The 18097-nt window shown below is 71.4% G+C and carries 16 protein-coding genes; all 16 read right to left on the bottom strand.

The features are described 5' to 3' along the window. Positions 1 to 163 precede the first annotated feature (163 nt). Positions 164 to 928, bottom strand: coding sequence for a 4'-phosphopantetheinyl transferase family protein (locus tag ADL25_RS26510; RefSeq protein ID WP_059130333.1), 765 nt, complete (start codon positions 926 to 928; stop codon positions 164 to 166). Further along, positions 925 to 1881, bottom strand: a complete 957-nt coding sequence (locus ADL25_RS26505; RefSeq protein ID WP_059130332.1) for a Gfo/Idh/MocA family protein — start codon at positions 1879 to 1881, stop codon at positions 925 to 927. The genes ADL25_RS26510 and ADL25_RS26505 overlap by 4 nt, the downstream gene beginning before the upstream one ends. Then, positions 1878 to 3278 (bottom strand): NDP-hexose 2,3-dehydratase family protein, encoded by a 1401-nt coding sequence (locus ADL25_RS26500; protein WP_059130331.1) that lies wholly within the window; start codon positions 3276 to 3278, stop codon positions 1878 to 1880. The genes ADL25_RS26505 and ADL25_RS26500 overlap by 4 nt, the downstream gene beginning before the upstream one ends. Positions 3279 to 3343: 65 nt before the next feature. Further along, entirely contained in the window at positions 3344 to 4315 is a 972-nt protein-coding gene (locus ADL25_RS26495) for a hypothetical protein (RefSeq protein WP_147318050.1), read from the bottom strand. A gap of 67 nt (positions 4316 to 4382) precedes the next feature. Then, positions 4383 to 5147, bottom strand: a complete 765-nt coding sequence (locus ADL25_RS26490; protein WP_059130329.1) for an NAD-dependent epimerase/dehydratase family protein — start codon at positions 5145 to 5147, stop codon at positions 4383 to 4385. 45 nt (positions 5148 to 5192) lie between these two features. Next, the gene (gene rfbH, locus ADL25_RS26485; protein ID WP_059130328.1) at positions 5193 to 6497 is read right to left on the bottom strand and encodes a lipopolysaccharide biosynthesis protein RfbH; all 1305 of its coding nucleotides are present in this window, start codon (positions 6495 to 6497) and stop codon (positions 5193 to 5195) included. Next, positions 6494 to 7555: an NAD-dependent epimerase/dehydratase family protein gene (locus ADL25_RS26480; RefSeq protein ID WP_059130327.1), complete on the bottom strand. Its 1062-nt coding sequence runs from the start codon at positions 7553 to 7555 to the stop codon at positions 6494 to 6496. The genes rfbH and ADL25_RS26480 overlap by 4 nt, the downstream gene beginning before the upstream one ends. After that, positions 7545 to 8528 (bottom strand): dTDP-glucose 4,6-dehydratase, encoded by a 984-nt coding sequence (rfbB, locus tag ADL25_RS26475; RefSeq protein WP_059130326.1) that lies wholly within the window; start codon positions 8526 to 8528, stop codon positions 7545 to 7547. The genes ADL25_RS26480 and rfbB overlap by 11 nt, the downstream gene beginning before the upstream one ends. Then, complete coding sequence (locus ADL25_RS26470) at positions 8525 to 9592, bottom strand: glucose-1-phosphate thymidylyltransferase (RefSeq protein WP_059130325.1); 1068 nt, start codon at positions 9590 to 9592, stop codon at positions 8525 to 8527. The genes rfbB and ADL25_RS26470 overlap by 4 nt, the downstream gene beginning before the upstream one ends. A gap of 25 nt (positions 9593 to 9617) precedes the next feature. After that, complete coding sequence (locus tag ADL25_RS26465) at positions 9618 to 10748, bottom strand: nucleotide disphospho-sugar-binding domain-containing protein (RefSeq protein ID WP_059130324.1); 1131 nt, start codon at positions 10746 to 10748, stop codon at positions 9618 to 9620. Between the two features lie 2 nt (positions 10749 to 10750). Beyond that, complete coding sequence (locus ADL25_RS26460) at positions 10751 to 11332, bottom strand: dTDP-4-dehydrorhamnose 3,5-epimerase family protein (RefSeq protein ID WP_059130323.1); 582 nt, start codon at positions 11330 to 11332, stop codon at positions 10751 to 10753. After that, a complete protein-coding gene (locus tag ADL25_RS26455; protein ID WP_059130322.1) occupies positions 11314 to 12528 on the bottom strand; it encodes a nucleotide disphospho-sugar-binding domain-containing protein in 1215 nt (404 codons plus the stop codon). Before ADL25_RS26455 ends, ADL25_RS26460 begins: the two co-directional genes overlap by 19 nt. A gap of 25 nt (positions 12529 to 12553) precedes the next feature. Next, a complete protein-coding gene (locus tag ADL25_RS26450; protein ID WP_059130321.1) occupies positions 12554 to 13846 on the bottom strand; it encodes an activator-dependent family glycosyltransferase in 1293 nt (430 codons plus the stop codon). A 59-nt stretch (positions 13847 to 13905) separates the two neighbouring features. Beyond that, complete coding sequence (locus tag ADL25_RS26445; RefSeq protein ID WP_059130320.1) at positions 13906 to 15120, bottom strand: MFS transporter; 1215 nt, start codon at positions 15118 to 15120, stop codon at positions 13906 to 13908. A 20-nt stretch (positions 15121 to 15140) separates the two neighbouring features. After that, positions 15141 to 17138, bottom strand: a complete 1998-nt coding sequence (locus tag ADL25_RS26440) for an SDR family oxidoreductase (protein WP_059130319.1) — start codon at positions 17136 to 17138, stop codon at positions 15141 to 15143. 2 nt (positions 17139 to 17140) lie between these two features. Then, positions 17141 to 18076 (bottom strand): aromatase/cyclase, encoded by a 936-nt coding sequence (locus ADL25_RS26435; protein ID WP_059130318.1) that lies wholly within the window; start codon positions 18074 to 18076, stop codon positions 17141 to 17143. Positions 18077 to 18097: the final 21 nt, after the last annotated feature.

Here is an 18097-nt window from a genome sequence, read left to right as displayed (position 1 = left end):
GTCAGCTTGCCCTTGGCATGCTGCGCCTCGGTCGCCTTCTCACTGGGCCCGGCCACAGCCTGCGCACGGATCTCGTGCAGCTCCGCCACCCGCCCGCGCCCGTCGACGGGTTCGACCCCCGCCGGAGGCCTGTCGTCCAGTGCGGTCATCCGTGTCTCCTCCTTCATGAGCGGGACGGGCGCGGTCGGGCGTCCGTGGTACGTCCGTCGGGGATGCCTGCGAGGCTCAGCACCGACTCGGGCCGGAGCCTGTGCACGACGGTGTGCCGAACCGGCTCCCGAACCGCCGCGGCCGCCGCGTGACCCGGGCCGCAGGGCACGTCGAGGACGTGCCAGCCGTCCGGCCGCGGCGGAGCCCCGGGGCCGGCGTCACCGAGATACACATCGGACGTCCAGCGGCCCACCCCCACGCCCGTTCCCTTCAGATACGCCTCCTTGCGCGCCCAGAGGCGAGCGAAGACGGCCGGTCGGCCCGGACCCGCGTACTGCTCCAACTCCCGCTGCTCCCACGGGTGGAGAGACGATCGGCACAGCGAGACCCGTTCCGGGCGCGGCAGTCCTTCGATGTCGACGCCCACCGGTGCACGGGCCACACCGACGAGCACCGCGCCCCGGCTGTGGGACAACGAGAAGTGCGGTGCGCCCGGTGCGGCGCCGGCCAGCACGGGGCGCCCGTGCGGGCCGCCGCAGCGGGGGCAGTCCGCACGGGCGAACGTCACATCCTTGGCGGGGATGCGCAGGTACGCACCGAGCAGCCGGCGCAGCGCAATGTGCGCGGCGATGTACAGCGCCCGGTCGGCGGGGCGCCGGAAGGCGTCCGCTCGGTGCCGCTCGGCCTCGTCGAGTTCCCCGACGGGAAGCGGTACGACTCCGGGCGGGGTCAGCAGCCACAGGTCCAACCGATCTGCGTCGAGGTGGAGTTCGGTCATGCGGACAGACGGCGTACGTCGTCCAGCAGCTCGGCCTGCCGCAGGGTGTCCCCACGCACCGCGGACCCGGCGCGGACCGCGGTGACGAAGGCGGCGACGGTGGCCGCGACCTGGTCGGCGGGATCCAGCCGGATCTCCTCCGTGGTGTGCCCGTGCACGGCGATCACGGGCACGAAGTCGGCCGGCGGCGTGAACGCCCGGTCCACCGTGATCCGGCCCTCGCTGCCCCAAAGCTCGTACCGCGCGAGGTAGGCGTGCTCCATCCCGAACGTGAGGTGTGCGGTGACGCCTTCGGGTGTGCCCAGCAGCGCGGCGCCGGACGTCTCCACCCGTCGCCCGCCGCCTCGGGTGAGCCTGGCGCCGACGACCTCGAGAGCGGGACCCAGGAAGTGCAGGGCGGCGCGCAGCGGGTAGAGGCCGACGTCCGACACGGCGCCACCGCCGAGCTCGGGCGCGTAGCGGATGTCACCGTCGGGGAGCGGGGGGATGGTGAACGCCGCGTGGAAGGAGCGTAGTTCACCGATCCGTCCCGCGGAGACGAGGCGCCGCACCGCCTCGTGCCGCGGATGGTGGACGAACATCACGTTCTCCATCAGGGCCGCACCCTGCTTCGCGGCGAGGTCCAGGAGACGCTCGGTGCTCTCCGGGTCCGTCGTCAGGGGCTTCTCGGCCAGCACGTGTTTGCCCGCGTTCAGAGCGGCCTCCACCCAGGGGGCGTGCAGTGCGGCCGGCAGGGGGACGTACACCGCCTGCACGTCGTCGGCGTCGAGCAGTTCGGCGTATCCCCGCACCGGACGGCAGCCGAAGCGTGCGGCCACCTCCTCGGCCCTGGCCGGATCGCGGCTGGCGACGGCGGCGACCTCCACGTCGCGGGATGCGGCGAACGCCGGCAGCATCCGCCGTACCGCGATGTCCGCGCAGCCGAGCACCCCGATGCGTACCGGCGTGCTCATCGCGCGCCCGCCAAGGTGGCGTTGAGGCAGGCCAGCAGTGTGCGGGCCTGGACGTTGAGGTAGTGACCGTGGCGGACCAGCCAGGTGAGCTGGTCGGGGGTGACCCAGGCGTAGCCGGGCGGCGGATCGAGTGGGGCCTCCCGCTCGTCGGCCTCGACGACGAGATACCGGCTCTCCGCGTTGAGGAACCGGCCGCCCTCCTCCGAGTGCACTGCCTCGTACCGGATCCGGTCCGGCGGCACCTCGAGCACGGTGTCGAGGAACAACGGGCGCTCCTTGTCCGGAACATGGGCGTAGTTGCCGGGCGTGTACTGGACCGTGGGGCCCAGTTCGACGGTGTCCAGGAACCCGCCTTCGACCCGGGCGTGCACCAGCACATGGGGTATGCCGTCGAACGTCCGGGTGAGGAAGGCGGTGACGCCGAGGCCCACCGGCTCGAACAACGGCTGGGTCCAGCTGGTGACCTCGCGGTTGCCGGCCTGGACGGCCACCGCCACCACCGTGAAGTAGCGTCCGTCCTCGTGCTCGATGGCCATGTCGTGGCGCCGCCAGCCGGGCAGCCCGGCCAGCGGAACGCGCTCGGCGTGCACATCGTGGCGGGCGCGCTCACCGGTGATCCAGGACAGCAGGTCGGCGTCGCAGTGCAGGGCGTTGCTCGCCTTCGGTGCGACGGGCAGGCATGACAGCACCGTTCGCGAGTCCATGTTGACGACATTGTCGCGGTGCAGGAGCTCGGCGATCTGCCCCAGAGTGAGCCAGCAGAAGTCGTCGAGGAGGGGCACGTCGCCGACCGCTTCCACGATCATGTTGCGGTTGGACTTGCGGTAGAACCACGAACCGTGTTCGGACTGCAGGACGTCGGCGACGATCCGCCCGCGCCCCGGCCCCACGAAGTGCTCGATGTACTTCACGTCCGCGCCCCGGTGGGCCTTGGTGTAGTTGCTGCGGGTCGCCTGCACGGTGGGGGAGAGCTGGAGCAGATTCGGGTTGCCGGGCTCCATCTTCGCCTGCATCAGGAAGTGCAGGACCCCGTCGAACTCCTTGACCAGGATGCCCAGGATGCCGACCTCGGGCTGCTTGATGACGGGTTGGTGCCAGTCCGCGTACGGGCCGTCGCCATAGGGGCCGTCCCGCTCGGTGACGTGCAGGCCCTCGATCGTGAAGAACCGGCCACTGCGGTGCACCAGGTTCCCGGTGGTCTCCTGGAACGACCAGCCGTCCAGTTGCGCGAAGGGGATCCGGTCCACGCGGAAGGCGTTGACGCTGCCCCGTTCGGCGAGCCATTCCGGAAAGTCGGCGGTCGGCAGGTGCACGCCCCGGGCGGTGGCGGCCGACCGGGCGATCCGGTCGGCGAACTGCCGTGCACTGTCGCGTGCTTGAAGGAGCGAAGACGGCATCGAAGAGAACTCCCCGTGTGCGATGGGTCCGGTGTGTCCGGGCTGCGAGGGCGTACGGCTGACGTTCAGCGGAAGTCGACGATGGTGAACAGGCCCTTCTTCACGAGCTTGATCCCGTCGGTGGCGTCCTTCGACCACGTGAGCGCGGCGTACCGGGCCCGCTCCACGGGGAGTTGCACGACCGTCGACCGGCCCGTGGACAGATGCAGGCTGCCCAGGCTGACCGAGGTGAACGGGGAGTCCGGCGGGAAGGTGCCGTCGTCGGGCATCGAGTCGAAGTAGGCCTTGAGGCCGGCTTCGGTGGTGCCGTCCGCGATCCTCACGAAGAGCAGTTCGTTGACCTGGCCGGGGATCTCGTTGACGTACTGCAGGGGCCGGCCGGCGCGCAGCGTGCCGCGTATCTCGAAGCGCGGCCCGGCGCCGGGTACGTTCCTGGACACGATCGTTGCGGTCGGTGCGAGACCCTGGTCCACGGTGTCCCCGGTGACCGTCAGCCAGTGGTAGCGCGGCTCGGCGTCGCCCACCGCCAGATAGTCGAAGAGCAGGTACCTGCCCGGCTGGAGGCGCTGGGTGAAGGACCCCGGCTGTCCGGGGTGGATCACCAGGCCGCCGAGCAGGGTGGCGGTGTCGTCCAGGTCCTTCGCTCCCTGGGGCACGTCGGACGGCGTGTTGGACAGCGCGCGGGACAGGGCGCCCAGGAAGTCGTCCCAGCCCTTGCCGTCCTTCAGCCGTGCGAGTCCGATCCACCCCCTGCCCGCCTGGGTGGTCGAGGCGTGGAACGTCGTCAGCCCGGGACGGGTGGTCGCCGGTGCCGTGAACCCAGCGTCGGTGGAGGTGATGTCGACCGAGTGGGACGTCTCGGCGGTGGCGGTGCCGCGGAGGGTGGGAGCGGGTGCCGCGAGGGCGGGCCCCTGGACGCCGGCCAGCATCAGTGCGGCCCCGGCCAGTGCGGTCGTCATGCGCACGGAGCGCCTTCCGCGCTCAGTGCCCTTCTCGCCCTGCGGGCGTGTTGTGCTCTTACGTCTCTCGTCGTTCATCACGGGGTCCTCACTGGTCTTTCCGGGTACGGGGGCGGGTGCTGGGGCGTCGGAGGGAGGCGGACGTTCAGGCGTGCGCGGACGTGCCGGACGACACCGAGGCAGTGAAGTCGCCGAGGATCCGCCGGTAGTAGCCGGGGCCGAAGCCCATCTCCGCGACCTGCGGCACCAGGGCGCGCAGCTTCTCGGTCGAGATGACGTGCTGACGGACGCCCGCGTCGACGAACTCACGGCGCGCCTCCAAACCCAGGGCCCGCGCGAGGTGGTCGACGACGTCCCCCACCGGGACGGCGAAACCGGAGGCGACATTGACCGTCTCGGCCCGCAGATCCATGGCGAGCAGACGGTCGATGACCGTGATGACGTCGCCGACGTCGATCAGGTCGCGGGCCGCTTCCCGGTGCACGCGGACCACTCCTTCGCGCAACTGGCGCACCAGAGTGGGCAGTAACTGGTGCTCGGGCTGATCGGGTCCGACCAGATGGCCGAGCCGAAGGATCACGTGGGCGGCGCCGGAGTCGCGCAGCAGCTGCTCGAGGGCGAGTTTGTGCGCGCCGTAGGGGGTGCAGGGCGTCACCGGCGTGTCCTCCCGGCCGGGCCCCTCGGCGAGTCCGTACATGCCGGTCGCCGCCGTGGAGAAGAAGAGCAGTCGCCGACCGGTGTCCTGGCACCGCTCGACGACCTCGTGCAGCAGCGCCGCCTCACGGGCGAAGTCCTCGTCGGAGGTGCCGCTCGCCCAGGACACACCCGCCGCCAGGGCCACGGTGTCCGGATGCCGGCCGGCCAGCGAACGAAGGTTTCGCGCCAGGAAACCGTTTCCCACAATGTCCATGTGTCGTCGTCCCGATCTCTGGAGGGGGATGAGGGCCGGTCCCGCTCAGCCGCGCGCGGCCACGAACTCCTTGATCGAGGCGGTGACGTAGTCCAGCATCTCGTCGGTGAGCGCCGGGTAGACCCCGATCCAGAAGGTGTGCTCGGTGATGACGTCGCTGTTGGTCAGTTCGCCCACGATCCGGTGCGGCTGGTCGATGTAGGCCGGGTGCCGGGTGAGGTTGCCGGCGAACAGGCGGCGGGTGCCGATCCTTCGGGACTCCAGGAAGTCGACCAACTCGGCGCGGCCGAAGGGCGCCTCGGGGTCGACGGTGATCACGAACCCGAACCAGCTCGGCTCGGAACGCGGCGTGGCCTCGGGCAGCAGCAGCCCGGGAACCCCGTCCAGGCCCTCCCGCAGCCTCCGCCAGTTGCGCTGCCGGGCCTCGATGAAGGAGTCCAGCTTGGCCAGCTGCGCCAGACCGAGTGCGGCCTGGATGTCCGTGGCCTTCAGGTTGTACCCGACGTGCGAGAAGATGTACTTGTGGTCGTATCCGGCGGGCAGCGTGCCCATCTGGTACTTGAACCGCTTCATGCAACGGTCGTTCTCGCCCGGCTCGCACCAGCAGTCCCGCCCCCAGTCCCGCAGCGACTCCACGATCCTGGCCAGCGCCAGGTTGGAGGTCAGCACACACCCGCCCTCGCCCATGGTGAGGTGGTGCGCCGGGTAGAAGCTGACGGTGGTCATGTCGCCGAAGGTGCCGGTGAGTTTGCCGTCGTAGAGCGAGCCGACCGCGTCGCAGTTGTCCTCGATCAAAAACAGATCGTGCTCCTGGGCGAGTTGGGCTATCTCCGCGACCTCGAAGGGGTTGCCCAGGGCGTGCGCGACGATGATGGCCCGGGTCTTGGGACCGATCGCCGCGGCCACCCGGTCGGCGGTCGCGTTGTAGGTGGTGAGGTCCACGTCCACGAAGACCGGGATCAGGCCGTTCTGCAGGATGGGGTTCACGGTGGTCGGAAAACCCGCCGCCACCGTGATGACCTCGTCGCCCGGCCGCAGCCGCCGGTCCTCCAGCGTGTGCGACGTCAGTGCCGACACCGCCAGCAGATTGGCCGACGAACCGGAGTTCGTCAGATGTGCCTTGCGGCGCTTCAGGCGGCGGGCGAAGGCCGACTCGAACTTGCGGGAGCTGGTCCCGGCGGCGATGCGCATATCCAGCGCCGCCTCCACCAGGGCCATCCGGTCGGCCTCCTCCAGGACCGCGCCGGACGGCCAGATCTCCGTCGTGCCCGGCACGAACTCACGCTCCGGGGAGACCTCCTGGTGGTATGTGCGGACCTCTTCCAGGATCCGGTCCTTGCGGTCGCTCATGGTCGTACCCCTTCCTCGGCCGGTGCGCCGGCCGTGATGCCCAGTGGTGTGCCGAGCGGCGGTCGCTCCGGCGGCAGTACGGATGCGAGAAGGTCGCGCAGGGAGTCGTCGACGCTGCGCAGCGGGCGCCAGCCGAGCAGGCGCCGGGCACGGGAGACGTCCAGGCACTGCCGGGCGACATCGGTGCGCGAGGCGGGTGCCTCGGTCGCCTCGACCACCGGGATCTCCAGGCCGCTGAGCGCGATCATCCGGTCGACCAGCCCGCGCATGGGGACCGCCTCGCCGCGGCCCACATTGATCACCTGGCCGGTGACGATCCGCGCCGGTGCCGTGGCCGCGGCCAGGACCGCCGCGGCGACGTCACCGGTGTCCACCAGGTCGCGGGCCGCACGCAGGGGCGGCAGATGCAGTGCGGCGGGCTTCTCACCCCGCGCGTCGGCCCGGGCAGAGGTGCCGAGGTGGCCGGCGACCCGGCCGAAGAGGCTGCCCTCCGGTACCCCGGCACCGATCACGTTGGCGAGCCGGAGCACCACCCCGTCGACGCCCCGCTCCCGTGTGCCGCGCAGGACGGCTTGCGTGCCCCGGAGTTTGGTACGGCCGTACGGCGTCACCGGGGTGGGCGCATGGTCCTCGCCGGTGGCGCCGTCCGGGGCGCCGGCCCCGTACTCGTGGACGCTGCCGAGCTGAACCAGCCGTACTGGAGGGCCGGGAGCGGCGGCGAGCGCCGTCACGACCCGTTCGACCAGTTCGACGTTGCCCGCTGCCATCTCCGTCCCGTCGGCCCGCCAGGCCCGGCCCGCCGCGTTGACCACCACGTCGGCGCCGATTGTGGCGAGGACCTCCGTGAGTGCCTCGGGTGCCGTCGTGAGCAGGTCCAGCCGCGTCGTCGTCACTCCGGAGGTGCTGGGCGGCACCGACTCGGTTGCCGCAGTGCGGGCGATCAGGTGCACCCGGGCGCCCTTCGCGGCGAACGCCGCGCCGAGGTGCCGGCCCAGGAACCCGGTGCCGCCCAGGACCGCGACCGAGAGCCCGGCCGTGGGCCGGTGCTCAGGCCGCACGGATCGCCCCGTGCTTGACGGCCTTCCACCAGTCGGGGTTGTCGCGGTACCAGGCGACCGTGTCGGCGAGACCCTGCGCGAAGCTGATCCGCGGCGCGTAGCCGAGCTGCTTGCGGATCTTGGATTCGTCGATGGAGTAGCGCAGGTCGTGCGCCTTGCGGTCGGCGACTCGTCGGATCATCTCCTCGCCCGCGCCGGTCAGTTCCAGGAGTTTCTCGGTCAGGGCGAGGTTGGTGTACTCGTTTCCGCCGCCGATGTTGTAGACCTCGCCGGGCTTGCCGTCGTTGAGCACGAGGTGGATGCCGCGGCAGTGGTCGGCCACGTGCAGCCACTCGCGGACATTGCGCCCGTCGCCGTACAGCGGCACCTGGTGGCCCTCCAGGAGGTTCGTGACGAACAGCGGGATGACCTTCTCGGGGTGCTGGTAGGGCCCGTAGTTGTTGGAGCAGCGGGTGATCGAGAGGTCCACGCCGTGGGTGCGCCAGTACGTCCGGGCCACCAGGTCCGACCCGGCCTTCGAGGCGGCGTACGGGGAGTTGGGCGCCAGCGGCCACTCCTCCGTCCAGGAGCCCTCCTCGATCGAGCCGTACACCTCGTCCGTGGAGACGTGCACGACCCGCTCGATCCCGCTCTCCAGCACGGCGTCGAGCAGGGTCTGGGTGCCGAGGACGTTCGTCCGGAAGAACTCGCCGGCGCCCTCCAGGGAGCGGTCGACGTGGGACTCGGCCGCGAAGTGGACCACGGCGTCGTGGCCGGGCAGCAGTTCGCGCAGCAGATCGCGGTCGCAGACGTCGCCCCGGACGAACACCAGCCGCTCGTGCGCGGCGGGCAGGTTCTCCCTGTTTCCCGCGTAGGTCAGCTTGTCCAGTGCGGTGACCTGGGCGCCCTCCCAGCCGCTGTACTCGTCGGCGAGCAGGCTGCGCACGAAGTGCGAGCCGATGAAGCCTGCCGCTCCGGTGACCAGGATCCTCATGCCGCGACCTCCACTCGGGTGTGATCTCCGACGACCAGGCAGTGATGGTCGGTGCCCCGGCCCGTGGTGCCCACGGACGCGGCACGCCCGATCAGCGAGTTGCGCAGGCCGCGGACCCCGGTGACCGATGCCTCGTCGAGGGCGATGGAGCGCTCCAGCCGACTGTCCGTCACCAGGCAGTTCCGCCCGATGGAGGTGTGCGGGCCCACGTGGCTGTCCTGCAGAACCGTGCCCGCGCCGATGATCGCCGGACCCTCGACCCGGGAGCGGACGATGCGCGCGCCCGCCTCGACCACGACGCGGCCGACCAGCACGCTGCCGGGGTCGACGCGTCCCTCGACGCGCCGGGTCAGGCCGTCCAGGAGGTGGCTGTTGCACTCCAGGACGTCCTCGACCCTTCCGGTGTCCTTCCAATAGCCGTCGTAGCGCCCGGCGCGCACGTCCGCCCCGGAGGAGACCAGCCACTGGATGGCGTCGGTGATCTCCAGTTCGCCGCGGGCGCTGGGTTCGATCGAGGCCACCGCCTCGTGGATGGCGGCGGTGAAGAAGTACACACCGATCAGGGCCAGGTCGCTGCGTGGCTGCCGAGGTTTCTCCACCAGACGCAGCACCTCGCCGTCGGGGCCGAGTTCGGCGACGCCGAACGCGCGCGGGTCGGCGACCTTGTGGACGACGACCTGCGCGGCCGGCCGGTACCGGGCGAACTCCTCGGCGCTCGAATCCACCCCGTCGGGCAGCATGTTGTCGCCCAGGTACATCACGAAGTCGTCGTCGCCGAGGAAGTCGCGGGCGATGACCACGGTGTGGGCCAGTCCGCGCGGTGCGTCCTGCGGGATGTAGGTGATGTGCACGCCGAACCGGGCACCGTCACCGAGTACCGCCTCGATCTCGGGGCCGCGGTTGCCGACGACGACGCCGACCTCGCTCACCCCCAGATCCCGAACGGAGTTCAGCACATGCACCAGGACGGGCGTGTTGGCGATGGGGATGAGTTGTTTGGGCATCGAATAGCTGAAAGGCCGCAGCCGGGTACCGGACCCGCCTGCGAGCACCAGAGCCTTCATCGAGAGGTCCTCTCGGTTCGTGTGTTCACGCCAGTCGGCCGAGCGCGGCGACCACGCTCGCGGGTGAGGGCATGTCGGCGATCTCGCGGGACAGTTCACGGGCCCGCTCGCCGTATCCGCCCTTGGACAGCAGCTCCTGACAGGAGTCCGCGACGGCGTCGGCCGAGTCCTCGCCGGGCAGCAGCGTGATCGCGGCCCCGAAGTCGGCGACGCGCCGGGCCGGCTTCTCGAGCACGGCCCCCTTGGGGATGAGCAGTTGGGGCACCCCGGCGTTCAGCCCGGTCAGGGTGCTGACCCCGCCGGCGTGGTGGACGAGCAGATCGCAGGTGGGCGCGACGAGATCGAGGGGCACCCAGCCGGCCCGGACGCCGGGCAGATCCTCGCGCACGGCGTCGGCGACCTGGTCGGGTGCGGCGACGATCAGCTCGACGTCCCAGGACGCGACGTCCTTCGCGAGGCCGCGCAGGAAGTCGAAGTTCTTGTCGTAGCTCTCCCTGGCGACCCGGCTCCCCGAGGTCACGAGGATCCTGCGGTGCTCGCCCCGCTCGAACATCCACGGTTCCAGGCGCCGTTGGGCGTTCGCCGGGACGTAGCGCATCGCCTGTGCCCCGGCCGTACCCGCCGGGCGCAGGCTGGGCGGGCAGATGTCGACGAACAGGTCAGGGTCCGGCAGTCGGTCGAGTCCGAACTCACGCAGTTCCGGCTGGAGTTCGGCGTCGGCGCCGGGATGGATGCCGTCGGCCTCGATGGCGTCCCAGGCCTGCCGTACATGCGGCACTCCCAGATGCAGTGCCAGCAGCGGGGCGACATAGCTCATCGTGCCGCCGACGATCACGTCGGGTCGCCAGGCCAGGCCGAACTCGCGCATCCGCGGCAGGCTCGAAGCGGCCATGCGCGCGAACCAGCGCCCGGTGAACAGCGCCTGCTCCAGCGGGTCGGAGGGGATCGACTCGGGGTTGCCGGTCCGGTCCGTGGTGATGAAGTGCCGGATCGGCAGATCGGTGGTCGCGACCCCCGGCAGGCCCGAGGCGGTGATGTACGGGACCATGTCGTCGTTCGCGGCCATGACGACCTGGTGGCCCGCGTTGCGGGCGGCGGTGGCCAGCGGGGCGAGGGCGAACACGGTCGCCAGGCTGCCCGCGGCGACGAACAGCATCTTCACGAGGTGCCTGCCTTGTCGAATCGGGGCAGCATGCCTGCCCGTACGGCCTCGGCCACGGTGGGCGCCTTGGCGTCCTTGTCCGAGATGAGAGGGGGCTGCGGGCAGTCCCAGGGCAGATCGAGATCCGGGTCCAGAGGATTGACGTCGATCTGCGTGCCTGGCACGTACGTGGTGGAGACGACGTAGCAGATGCAGGCGTCGTCGCTGAGTGCGAGGAAGCCGTGGCCGACGCCCTCGGGCACGTAGACGGACCTTCCGGAGTCCGCGTCCAGCACATTGACCCGGTGCTCGCCGAAGGTCGGGGAGCCGATCCTCAGGTCCACGACGATGTCGCGCAGCGAGCCGCGTACACAGGTGACGTACTTTGCCTGCCCCGGCGGAATGCGCACGCTGTGGATCCCGCGCAGCGTATGGCGCTTCGACACGGAGTAGTTGATCTGCCGCGGACCGAAGGAGACGCCGGTGGCGTCCTCCAGCGCGTCACTGCGCATCGCCTCGTAGAACGTCCCGCGCTCGTCCGGGATCTGGGCGGGCGTTATCAAGTAGGCCCCGGGGATGTTCAGTTCCTCGATGTGCACTGTGTGCTCGCCTCTCTCGGTCGTCCGGCTGCACGGGCCAGGTCCGCCAGGTCGGCGGCCACGGCGGACGGGGGCGGCATCGCGGCCATCTCCGCGGCCAGGCCCCGCGCCGATGCGGCGTACCGGGGGTCGGACAGCAGATCGTCCAGGGCCTCGCCGACGATCCGCGGATCGTCCTGCTGGGCCGCCGTGTCGAAGGAGCGCCCCGCCCCGGTCGCGACGAGCCGGTCGCCCAGCGGGAAGTGGTCCGCCAGCTGGGGCAGCGCCAGCTGCGGCAGCCCGAACGCCGTCGCGGTCATCGCCGTACCGGCACCGCCGTGGTGCACCATGGCGTCACAGGTGCCGAGGAAGAGGTGCAGGGGCAGCGGATCGACCGCCGTCACGCCGTCGGGCAGCGGTCCGATCGCGGTGCGGTACGGCTCGGGCAGTGTCACCACGATCTCGGTGCCGGGTCGCGCGGCGAGAGTGTGCAGCAGATCGCGGGTGAAGCGCTCGCCGTGCAGGGCAAGGGTGTTGCCCAGCGACACGGCGACCCGGCGCCGCCCGGCCCCGGGGCCGCGGTCCGCGCGCACCCAGGCCGGCACCTCGCCGCCCCCGCTGTACGGCACGAACCGGACCGGCACTCCCGGCTCGCCGTCCGGTATCCGCAGTGACGGCGGGCACGGGTCGAGCAGCACGGCCGGGTCGGGCAGCCCGGGCAGGCCGAGTCTGTCGCACAGCTCCTGCAGGTCGGGGTGGACGAAGCGCCGGGCGGGGCCGGAGATGGCGTCCACCGTCCAGCGGTGGTGGACCACAGGCACCCCCAGCCGCGCTCCGATGATCAGCGAGCAGTACTCCAGCGGGTCGGCGAGGATCAGCTCCGGGCGGTACTCCTCGGCCACGTCGGCGTAGCGGTCGAGCAGCGAGGTGGCATGGGCCCCCCACAACCTGCCGTATCCGCCGATCAGTTCGGGGGCGGGCCGGGGCCTCTCCTGCAGTGGCCGCCGGTCCTCGGGCAGTCCCTTCAGCAGCATCGCGTTCACATCGAACGACTCGCCGATCCGGATGCCGGTGAGCCCGCCGGCCCGGACGGCACCGAGCACATCGGGCTGCCCGAGGACGGTCACCTCGTGTCCGGCGGCACGCAGCGCCCAGAGCAGTGGCACCAGGGGGAGGAAGTGGGTCGGTACAGGGGTGGAGATCACCAGTACGCGCATCTGACGGGCAGTCCTCTCGGGGCGGTCAGCGGCGCTCGGCGGTCAGTCGCTCCAGCAGCGGAACGACGTCCTTCGGCGAGGGCGCGGCGAGCATCTCGTCGTGCAGTCCGCGGGCGCCCAGCTGGAACGACGGCTCTTCAAGGAGCCGTACGAGTTGCTTGTGCAGCCCCGCGACCTCCAGCGCGTCGGGGTCGGCGACCAGACCTGCGCCCATGTCGGCCACATAGCGGCCTGTGACCATCTCGTCCCACATGACCAGCGGCATCACCAGCTGGGGCACCCGGAAGGCGACAGCGGAGGCGAAGGTGCCGCCGCCACCGTGGTGGATGATCGCGGAGCTGGTGGGCAGGACCTGGTTGAGCGGGACGTACTCGACGGCGCGCACATTGCCGGGGAGCGTGCCGACCGCGTCGAGCTGGCGGCTGTTGAGCGTGGCGACGACCTCGATGTCCAGGGCGGACACCGAGTCGAAGAACTCCCGCATCGGGAAACCGCTGTACTTGCCGAAGATCTTGCGCCGGCTGACGCCCAGGGACAGCACCACGCGGGGACGCTGCGGAGGTGTGTGCAGCCAGTCGGGCAGCACGGCCGCCCCGGTGTACGGGACCCGGCGCACCGGGACGTGCGTGAGATCGAGCGGCGCGCGCATCCGGGACTGGGTCAGATCGAGGGTCCACTGCCCCAGCAGCATCTCGTCACCGAACTCCAGCCCGTGCCGCTCCAGCATCGGGCCGAGCCAGCTCAGCCATGGGTGCTCGGTCAACTCCGCTGCGGGGTCGGCCAGTTCCCTCTTCGTGCGCTCATGGATCACCGCGATGTTGTCCATGCCCCAGACCAGGCGGGCGTGCGCGGCACCGCTGACCCGCGCGGCGATGGGCGCGGGGAACATCAGTGGGTCCCACAGCACCAGGTCCGGGCGCCACACGCGGGCGAAGTCGACCAGGTTGTCCAGCACCGGCCTTCGGGCACCCGCCTCCTCGGGCTCCGGGTAGTGCAGCCGGAACATGCCCGTGAGGATGGAGCGCGCCGTGCGCCAGGAACCCGTGTCCTCCTCCTCATGGGCGTCGAAGCCGAGCGAGGGCCGGTCGGGCTTGGCGTCGCCGGTGTGCGGTCCGAGCGCGGCCGGAAGTTCCTCCGGCGTGCCCAGCGGTACGGCCGTGAGGCCCGCAGCGGCGATGTTGTCGATCACTCCTGGGTCCACCACGCCCGCGTGGCTCGCCACGACGACCTCGTGCCCGGCGCTTTGCAGCGCCCAGGCCAGCGGCACGACCGGATACAGGTGTGCCGTCGCCGGAAAGATGGTGAACAGGACACGCATCGTTGATCTCCGTTCGCGTTCGTCCGCGTAGGTGGGTGTGAGGGCCGGGTGCGGTGGTGTCAGACGACTGCTCCGGGGCCGCCGCGGCGGCGGGACGTGCTTGCGATCAGGGCTCCCGCAGCGGACAGCGCGGTGAGGACCAGCAGCGCGGCGCGGTATCCGATGGCCGCGGTGGTGGCCACGGCCGGCAGGGCTACGACGGGGCCGAGCTGCACGGCCGTCTGGTAGACCGGCACTGCGGCGCCGCGGTGTTCGGCCGCGATCCCGGACGTGGCCTGTAGATTGAGGGCCGCGAAGGACAGCACGAAGGCGGCCTCCACGCACAGCAGTACGGGCAGCACCCCGGAGGCGTACGCCGACGGCGGTCCCGTCAGGAGCGCGGTCGCACAGCCAGCAAGCGCCGCGCAGCCGCCGGCCGCGATCAGTCGTTCGGTGCCGAAGCGCGCCACCATCCGACCGCTGAGCGGCAGGGCCACCGCCAGTGGCATACAGGCGGGCAGGAAGGCGACCGCCGTACGCCAGGAGCTCCACCCCCACCGGTCGTGCAGCCAGTGGGTGAGAAGCAGCAGCAGGCCCAGATATGTGCCGTTGAGCGTTGCCGCGCACACCGCCGACCGCACGAACGGGGCGTCGCGTACGAGCCGTGCCAGGGTCACCCGGAGCGGTACGGCGGGCGCGGGCGTGGTGTCGCGGGGGATGAGACGGAAGCCGGCCACCAGCAGAATCAGGGCGACCGGCGCCGGGAACACCGGGTTCCAGCGCCAGCTCAGCTCGGTGAGCGCCCCCGAGGACAGCAGCCCCGCCGTGAACCCGGCGGCGCCGAACAGCGAGTACACCGACACCGCACGGCGCTGTTCGGGTCCCGGCCGGAACGCGGTGCCGATGATGACGAGCCCGGTGGGGGCGGTGAGCGCGGCACACATGCCCTTCACCACCCGGGTGGCGACCAGTACGGCCCCCTGGTCGGTCAGCCCGCCGGCCACCGAGGCGGCGATGAACACCGGAAGTGCGGCGAGGTACACGCGCCGCCGGCCCCAGCGGGACACCAGGCGCGGACCGAGGAGCAGCAGCGCCGCGAACCCGGCGGCGAACCCGCTCATCACCCACTGGCCGGCGGCCGCCGGCCAACCGAGGTCCCGCTCCACGGCCGGCAGCGCGACCAGGACGACGGAGACCTCGAGGGCGTCGATGAGCATGTTCCCGGCGAGGACGAACAGCAGGGCCCGCCGTCCGGCACCGAACCCTGACGCGGGGCGGGAGGAGAGCGTCGTCATGTGCTCGGCCTGCCGCCGGTTCAGCCGCCGAGCAGGGTGCCGCCGCTGGCGTCCAGGTACGAGCCGGTGATCCAGCGGGAGTCGTCACTCGCGAGGAAGGCCACCACGTCGGCGATGTCCCGGGCCTCGCCGACCCGGTTGAACACCGAGTAGCCCGCCATGGCGGCCACCGCCTGCGGGTCGTCGAAGACCGGTGTGCCGTTGTCGGTGATGCCGGGACCCACGCTGTTCACGGTGATGCCGCGCGGGCCGAGGTGCTTGGCGAAGTGCAGGGTGAGCTGGTCGATGGCGCCCTTGGTCATCGCGTACGCCACCTCCTGCGGATTGGCGACCCGGGTCAGTCCCGAGGAGATGTTGATGATCCGTCCGCCGTCGGGAAGGTTGTCGAGCGCACGCTGCACGAGGAAGTAGGGCGCCTTCGCGTTGACGGCGAAGAGCCGGTCGAACTTCTCGGGTGTCAGGTCCTCGGGGTTCACCCCGCCCATGACCCCGGCGTTGTTCACCAGGATGTCCAGCGTGGTGGTGCCGGTGCGCTCCTTCAACTCCCGCTCCAGGGCCAGGAAGAGCTCGTGCACGTCGCCCGGCACCCCGAGTTCGGCCGGCACCGGGAAGGCCCTGCCGCCGTCCTTCTCGATCGCGGCGACGGTGTCCCGGGCGGCCTCCCGGTTGCTGGAGCAGTGCACCGCGACGAGCGCCCCTTCGCGGGCCAGGCGGAGGGCCGTGGCCCGCCCGATACCCCTGCTGGAGCCGGTGACGAGCGCGGTCTTCCCGGTGAGCTTGCCCATGGTGATCCTCCTGGTCGTGGTGTGCTGACGAGTCGGTTCGGCGGCGTCGGACGGGGGCGGTGCGGCCGGGGCGTGCGGCCGCGCCGCGACGGGGCCGCCGCCGTCGAGCCCGCTGATCGTCGCGGCGAGTGCGCGCCGGGCGGCGGGGATGTCCAGCAGCTCCCGGAACACCGCGCGCAGGGCGTCCGTCTCGGGTCCGCCGAACAGCAGTTGGGCCTGCGCCTCGATGTGGGTGAGCGTGCGCGCGCCCGCCGGGTGGCGGACCGCGTGATAGGTGTCGAGCAGGTCGGCGCCCGACCGGCCGGCCAGGTACGCGGCGAGTTTCCCGCCGAGGTCCATCGCGTCCTGCAGACCGAGGTTGAGCGCCTGGCCACCGACCGGCAGCTGGACGTGCGCGGCGTCCCCGGCCAGGAACACCCGTCCCTTGCGGTAACAGGCCGCCTGCCGCCTGGCGTTGTGGAAGGCGTTGACCCAGACCGGCCGGGCGGCGCTGATGTCCTCTCCGGTGACACGGGCCCATACGGCGCAGATCTCCGCGAAGGCGGGAGTCCGGGTCCTGCCCGGGGCCCGGCCGAAGGCGTGCATCATGATGCGGGTGATGCCGTCCGGTCCGCGGCGGGCGTTGGCCACCCCCTCCGGGTGCCGCTCGAAGCGCCGCTCGCGCAGGTCGACGCCCGTGAGGTCGGCGCGAAGCAGTTCCTTGGTCGCCCCCGCTCCCGGGAAGTCGAAGCCGCCCAGCCGGCGCACGGCGCTCTCCTCGCCGTCGCAGCCGACGACGTACGCGGCGTCGAGGCGCAGGCGCTCCGCGTCCGGTCCGCCGGCGAGGACACGGACCCGATCGGGTTCCTCGACGAGGCCGGTCACCGTGTGACCGCGCCGTACCTCGACGCCGAGCTCCGCGGCCCATGCGGCCAGGACGGCCTCGATCCGGGTCTGCGGGGCCTTCCACTGTCCGGCGTACGGGCTGTCGCCGGCCTCGCGCAGGTTGAGGCGCATGCCAGCGAAGTGGCCGGGACCGGCGTCGGGCAACGGGCCGAACCGCTCCAGCAGGCCGCGCTCGTCGAGGAGTTCCATGGTGCGGGCGTGCAGGATCGACGCCCGCGACTCGGTGGTGGGCTCCGTGAGCCGTTCCAGCACGGTCACCCGAGCACCGCCGGTGCGCAGCTCCCCGGCGAGCATCAGACCGACGGGTCCGGCGCCGACCACGATCACATCGGTGTCCGGTCCGGCCATGGTCAGCGCTTGTCCTCGGCGTAGTCCCTGGCGTGGCCCAGCGTGGCGCGGCTGTTGGTGCTCAGCGCACCCCGGACGTACTCCCGGGCGTCGGCGACGGTCGCCTCGGGGCCGAGGACGCGCGCGATGTTCTCCGTGTTCAGGACCACGGTGTGCTGCGAGGTGGCGGCGACACCGCCGTCGTTCTCCGTGAACGTCCAGCGGCCGGTGTGCAGCGTCATCAGCGCGGGCAGCGTGACCTGCTTGTACACGATGGTGTGGTGGGGGAAGGCCACCCGGTACGACTTCGTCGTGTGTGTCGAGCCGTCCTTGGCGCGGGTGTCCATCTCCAGGGTCTGCAGCCCCGGGGTGTCCTCCGAGAAGCGTACGGAGGCCACGTGCGGCAACCGCTCCACCCACAGCCCGGCCTCGTTGACGAAGTCGTAGGCGTCCTTGGCCGAACCGGCGATCTGCACGGTGTCCTCGAAGGAGAACGTGATCTCCTCGGCGGCGTGGGCCAGTTCGACGTTGGTCTTCAGGGCGGCCAGCTCTGCACGGGAGTTGCGGTCCACGGCCTCGTCGATCCACTTCAGGCCCGCCGGATCGTCGTCCACGGCCCGGTAGTCGTGCAGCAGCCGGATCCGGGCGGAGCCGCCGGAGAGCGGTTCGATGATCCAGGTGCCGCCCATGGCGGCCACAGGCGGGGTGGAGACCTCCTGGCGGAAGGTGATCCGCAGGTTCGCCGGGTCCAGGGTGCGCAGCGAGGACCAGGTCTTCGCCTCACCGTTGGCGGTGGCCCAGATCCGGATGCGCTCCTCACCGGCTCCCCGCTCCACGTGGTCGACGTAGAGGGTGGGCGGGAAGATCCGGGGCCAGTTCTCCACCTCGGCGATCAGCCGGTAGACGGCGGCTGCCGGGGCCTCGACGATGATGTCGTGTTCGACCTGACGGGTCGTCATGACGTGCTCTCCTCGTGTCGT

Origin of the sequence: Streptomyces sp. NRRL F-5122 (assembly GCF_001507435.1) — a bacterium.
In the GTDB taxonomy this organism is placed as follows: domain Bacteria; phylum Actinomycetota; class Actinomycetes; order Streptomycetales; family Streptomycetaceae; genus Streptomyces; species Streptomyces lannensis.
This window is presented reverse-complemented; position numbering and strand designations above follow the sequence as displayed.